The organism is Mycobacterium sp. TH-M25, assembly GCF_057473665.1.
Genome location: NZ_JBYCLA010000325.1, coordinates 1 through 4,772, shown reverse-complemented (window position 1 = coordinate 4,772; position 4,772 = coordinate 1). Strand labels below are relative to the sequence as shown.

At 67.1% G+C, this 4,772-nt stretch carries 5 protein-coding genes; 4 read left to right on the top strand and 1 reads right to left on the bottom strand.

Translation table 11 applies throughout. The features are described 5' to 3' along the window. Window positions 1-4: 4 nt before the first annotated feature. Window positions 5-622: a histidine phosphatase family protein gene (locus tag AC2VOU_RS10950; protein ID WP_486957401.1), complete on the bottom strand. Its 618-nt coding sequence runs from the start codon at window positions 620-622 to the stop codon at window positions 5-7. Window positions 623-705: 83 nt separating this feature from the next. Here AC2VOU_RS10950 and AC2VOU_RS10945 point away from each other — a divergent pair, with 83 nt between their 5' ends. From AC2VOU_RS10945 to AC2VOU_RS10930, 4 genes are read left to right on the top strand one after another with little or no spacing between them, the layout of a single operon-like run. Next, window positions 706-1,716 (top strand): phosphotransferase family protein, encoded by a 1,011-nt coding sequence (locus tag AC2VOU_RS10945; RefSeq protein WP_486957400.1) that lies wholly within the window; start codon window positions 706-708, stop codon window positions 1,714-1,716. Then, window positions 1,713-2,477, top strand: a complete 765-nt coding sequence (locus AC2VOU_RS10940) for an SDR family NAD(P)-dependent oxidoreductase (protein ID WP_486957399.1) — start codon at window positions 1,713-1,715, stop codon at window positions 2,475-2,477. The genes AC2VOU_RS10945 and AC2VOU_RS10940 overlap by 4 nt, the downstream gene beginning before the upstream one ends. A gap of 14 nt (window positions 2,478-2,491) precedes the next feature. After that, window positions 2,492-3,790 carry an acyl-CoA dehydrogenase family protein gene (locus AC2VOU_RS10935; RefSeq protein WP_486957398.1) on the top strand — a complete coding sequence of 433 codons (1,299 nt, stop codon included), beginning with the start codon at window positions 2,492-2,494 and terminating at the stop codon, window positions 3,788-3,790. Next, window positions 3,790-4,764: an NADPH:quinone oxidoreductase family protein gene (locus AC2VOU_RS10930; RefSeq protein WP_486957397.1), complete on the top strand. Its 975-nt coding sequence runs from the start codon at window positions 3,790-3,792 to the stop codon at window positions 4,762-4,764. Before AC2VOU_RS10935 ends, AC2VOU_RS10930 begins: the two co-directional genes overlap by 1 nt. Window positions 4,765-4,772 lie beyond the last annotated feature (8 nt).

Below are 4,772 nucleotides of genomic sequence, written 5' to 3'. Positions count from 1 at the left end.
ATGGCTACCGCCGGTTTCTCGGCAGCAGGTCCCAGACGTGTTCGGTGCCGTTCACCGTTACCACGCTGGCCTGCCCGGACCGGGAGAACAGTAACCGCGTCACCGACACGTAGTCGATCGGGAACGACAAGATCCGCCGGGTGCCCAGGATCTCGTGCAACACCACGTTGATCACCCCGCCGTGGCTGAACACCACGACGGTGTCCTCGTGCGCGACGGTCGCAGCGACATTGTCGATGGCGGCCCGCACCCGAGCCCGGAATGCGTCCTCGTCGACGGTGCTCGGTAGCTGCCCGTCGGCCATCCGGGCCCACTCCTGGGGGTTTTCGGCCCGGATTTCTTCGATCGGGATGTAGACCGGCAGGTCGCGGTCGTACTCGGCGAAGCGGTCGTCGATCTCGATGTCCAGTCCGCGTGCCGCCGCAACCGGCTCCGCGGTCTGCACAGCACGGCGCTGCGGACTGCTGATCACCCGGCCAATCGGGAATCGGGCCAGCGCCTCGGGCAGCCGCGCCACCTGCGCGCGTCCCTCGTCGGAGAGGTCCGGGTCGGCACGCCCCTGGTTCGCGGGCCCGGGTTGGCTGCGCAGCGGCAACGCGTGCCGGACCAGAAGCAACTGCATCGCCACAGCTTTTCACGGGCCGACGGCCCCGTACCACGGCTGCGGAGAATACTATTCTCTGCAGCGGAGATCGGGGTGTGCAGATGCTGGACGACGAAATTCTCGGACGTTGGCTCGACGACAACGACGCTCCGGGTGATGGCGAGAAGCCGCGCCTGGAGCAATTGTCCGGCGGCTCGCAAAATACGCTGTATCTGATCCACCGCGGCGAGGAGCGCATGGTGCTCCGGATGCCCGGCGAGCGCGCCGACGCCGCCCGCATCGACGGGTTGCTCCGCGAGATCCGACTGGTCCGAGCGCTGGGCGGGACCGATGTCCCGCACGCCGAGTTGATCGCCGACGACGACGGCCACCTGTTCGGCAGGCCGTTCTACGTGATGCGGGCAATCGACGGCTGGAGCCCGATGGACGGCGGCTGGGCGGCGCCGTTCGACAACGACCTGACCGCCCGGCACGACCTGGCCTTCCAACTAGTCGAGGGCGCCGCCAAGCTGGGGCGCGTCGATTGGCAGGCGCAGGGACTGGCGGGCTTCGGCCGACCGGAGGGATTCCACGAGCGGCAGGTCGATCGGTGGCTGGCCTTCCTGGCCAGCTACCGGGTGCGCGAGCTGCCCGGCCTCGACGAGGCCGCGAATTGGTTGCGCGCCAACCGGCCCGCCCACTACACCCCGGGCATCATGCACGGCGACTACCAGTTCGCCAACGTGATGTTCGCCCATGGCGGCCCGGCCCGGCTGGCCGCGATCGTGGACTGGGAGATGACCACGATCGGCGATCCGCTGCTGGATCTGGCCTGGTGCCTGTTGGGCTACGACGGCGAAAACCCCAAGAAAGACGGTTTTTATCTCGACATGACGGGGATGCCGACGCGTAGCGAGTTGCTCGCGCATTACGAGGCGGTCAGCGGTCTGGGGTGCGAGAACATCGACTACTACCTGGTGCTGGCCAACTGGAAGCTCGGCATCGTGCTGGAAAAGACCTACGCTGCTGGGGTGCGCAGCGGCAAGGTCGAGCGTGCGATCCAGGACGCGTTCGGGGCGATGGTCCCGCAACTGATCGCCACCGCGGCCGGGTTGGCCGGATCACTGAGATGAGCTACGCCGAGCGGCTTTTCGACCTGACCGGCCATGTCGCGCTGATCACCGGCGGCAGTCGCGGGCTGGGCCGGGAAATGGCGTTCGGGATGGCGCGCTGCGGCGCCGACGTGGTGATCGCCAGCCGCAAGATGGAGAACTGTATCGCCGTCGCTGAGCAGATCGAGAGCGAGACCGGTCGCGCGGCTATGCCGTATCAGGTGCACGCCGGTCGCTGGGATCAACTCGACGGCCTCGTCGACGCGGTCTACCAAAGGTTCGGCAAGGTCGACACGTTGATCAACAACGCGGGCATGTCGCCGGTCTACGACACGTTGACCGGCGTCACCGAGAAGCTGTTCGACGCGGTGCTGAACCTGAACCTCAAGGGCCCATTTCGATTGTCCGCGTTGGTCGGTGAGCGGATGGTCGCCGCGGGCCGCGGCTCTATCATCAACGTGAGCACGTCCGGCTCGCTACGCCCGACACCCGACATCATCCCGTATGCGTCGTCAAAGGCCGGTCTCAACGCGATGACCGAGGGCTTGGCCCGCGCGCTCGGCCCGGCGGTCCGCGTCAACACGTTGATGGCCGGACCGTTTCTCACCGACGTCAGCAAGTCCTGGAACATCGAGGCAGCCCAGCGCAATCCGTTCGCCGGCCTGTCGTTGCAGCGAGCCGGGGAGCCTGCTGAAATCGTGGGCGCCGCTTTGTTTTTGGCATCTGACGCATCCAGCTTCACCACCGGCTCGATCCTGCGGGCCGACGGCGGCATCCCCTGATAGGAGACTCGGACATGGCATGGGACTTTTCCACCGAACCAGAATTCCAGCAGAAGCTCGACTGGATCCGCGAATTCGTCCGCGACGAAGTCGAACCACTGGAGGTGCTGTTCCCCGGTTGTGAGTTCCAGCCGCCGAACGAGCAGCGGCGCGCCGTCGTCGACCCGCTCAAACAACAGGTCCGCGAGCACAGCCTGTGGGCACCGCACCTCGGGCCCGAACTCGGCGGCCAGGGCTTCGGCGCGGTCAAGCTGACGCTGATCAACGAGATTCTGGGCCGCAGCCCGTGGGCGCCCATCGTGTTCGGCACGCAGGCGCCCGACACCGGCAACGCCGAGATCATCGCCCGCTTCGGCACCCCGGAGCAGAAAGACCGCTACCTGTCCGGCCTGCTGTCCGGAGAGATCTTCTCCTGCTTCTCGATGACCGAGCCGCAGGGCGGCGCCGATCCCCGGGTCTTCACGACCCGCGCTGTCCGCGACGGTGATGGCTGGGTGATCACCGGCCGAAAGTACTTCTCGTCCAACGCGTCCGTCGCGTCGTTCTTCATCGTCGTCGCGATCACCAACCCCGATGTCGCCGTGCACCACGGTGCCTCGACATTCCTGATCCCAGCCGACACCCCGGGCCTGACCGTGGAGGCCAACCATCATCTGGTCGGCGCCGACCCGCACGAACCCGGTCATTCGCTGGTGCATTACGACGACGTCCGGGTGCCGTCAACGGCATTGCTCGGCGAGCCTGGTCAGGGCTTCCTGATCTTGCAGACCCGGCTGGCCGGCGGCCGGCTACACCACGCGATGCGTGCAATCGGCATGGCCCAGCGCACCGTCGAGATGATGGCGCGGCGCGCGAAAAGCCGTTTCACCCAAGGTACTTTGCTGGCCGACAAGCAGTTGGTGCAGGAATTCGTCGCCGACTCCTACACCGAGCTGACACCGTTCCGGCTGACCGTGTTGCATGCCGCCTGGCTGATCGACAGCGGCGACGAGCACGGCGCCCGTGCCGAAATCGCCACCTGTAAGATACTGGCCGCACAAGTCCTGAAATCCATTGCGCTGCGAGCGATTCAGGTGCACGGCGCACTGGGCCTGACCGACCAGCTGCCGCTGGTCAATGTCCTGATCGGCGGCATCGCGCTCGGCCTCGCGGACGGGCCCACCGAGGCGCACAAGGTCAACCTGGCCCGGATGCTGCTCAAGAACGTCGAGGCCGAGAGCTCGGAGTGGCCCAGCGAGATGCTCGACGTTCGCCGCGAGGCGGTCCGCGCCAAATATGGAGCCCTCGTCGACCATGTGGTGGGGTTCAGCTGATGCGCGCCGCGATGTGCCGCGCCTACGGCCCGCCGGAAGGTCTCGTCGTCGAGCAGGTCCCCGAATTGATTCCGGGGCCCGGCCAAGTGGTGGTGCGGGTGCACGCGGCGGCGGTCAACTTCCCCGATGTGCTCCTGATCGACGGTAAATACCAGGTCAAGATTCCGCCGCCGTTCATTCCGGGTAGCGAGCTGGCCGGTGAGGTGATCGCCGTCGGCACGGGCGCATCGGCTCGGCCCGGCCAACGGGTCTCGGCCACAACGTTTGTCGGTGCGTTTGCCGAGCAGGCGCTGTTGCCCGCGGAGTCGGTGACCGCGATACCCGACACAGCCGACTACGCATCCGCGGCGGCCTTCGGAGTCACCTACCGCACCGCCTACCACGCCCTGCGGTCGATCGCCGAAGTCGGGCAGGGCGACTGGGTGGTGATCCTCGGCGCCGCCGGAGGCGTGGGATTGGCCGCGGTCGATCTCGCGGTGGCGATGAAGGCACGGGTGCTGGCCGCCGCGTCGAGCCCGGAGAAGCTCGAGCTGTGCCGCCAGCGTGGCGCCGAGGCGACGGTCGACTACGACCGCGAAGATCTGAAAACCCGCATCCGCGAGCTCACCGACGACGACACCCACGCGGTGCTCGACCCCGTGGGCGGGCGCTACGCCGAGCCGGCCCTGCGCGCCCTGGCACGCGGCGGCACGTTCGTCACCCTGGGCTACGCTGCCGGCACGATCCCCGCCATCCCGCTGAATTTGGTCTTGCTCAAGGGAATCACCCTTCGCGGCATGGAGATTCGCACGTTCGCCAGCGATCACCCGGACGACTGCGCCCGTGACATGCGGGAGTTGACGCAGATGTTCGCCGACGGCACGATCCGGCCTTACATCGGCGCCCGGTTTCCGTTGGGCGACACCGCGGCGGCACTACGGCTGGTGGCCGATCGCAAGGCGATCGGCAAGGTAGTCATCGACGTCACGGCGTGACGATGTTG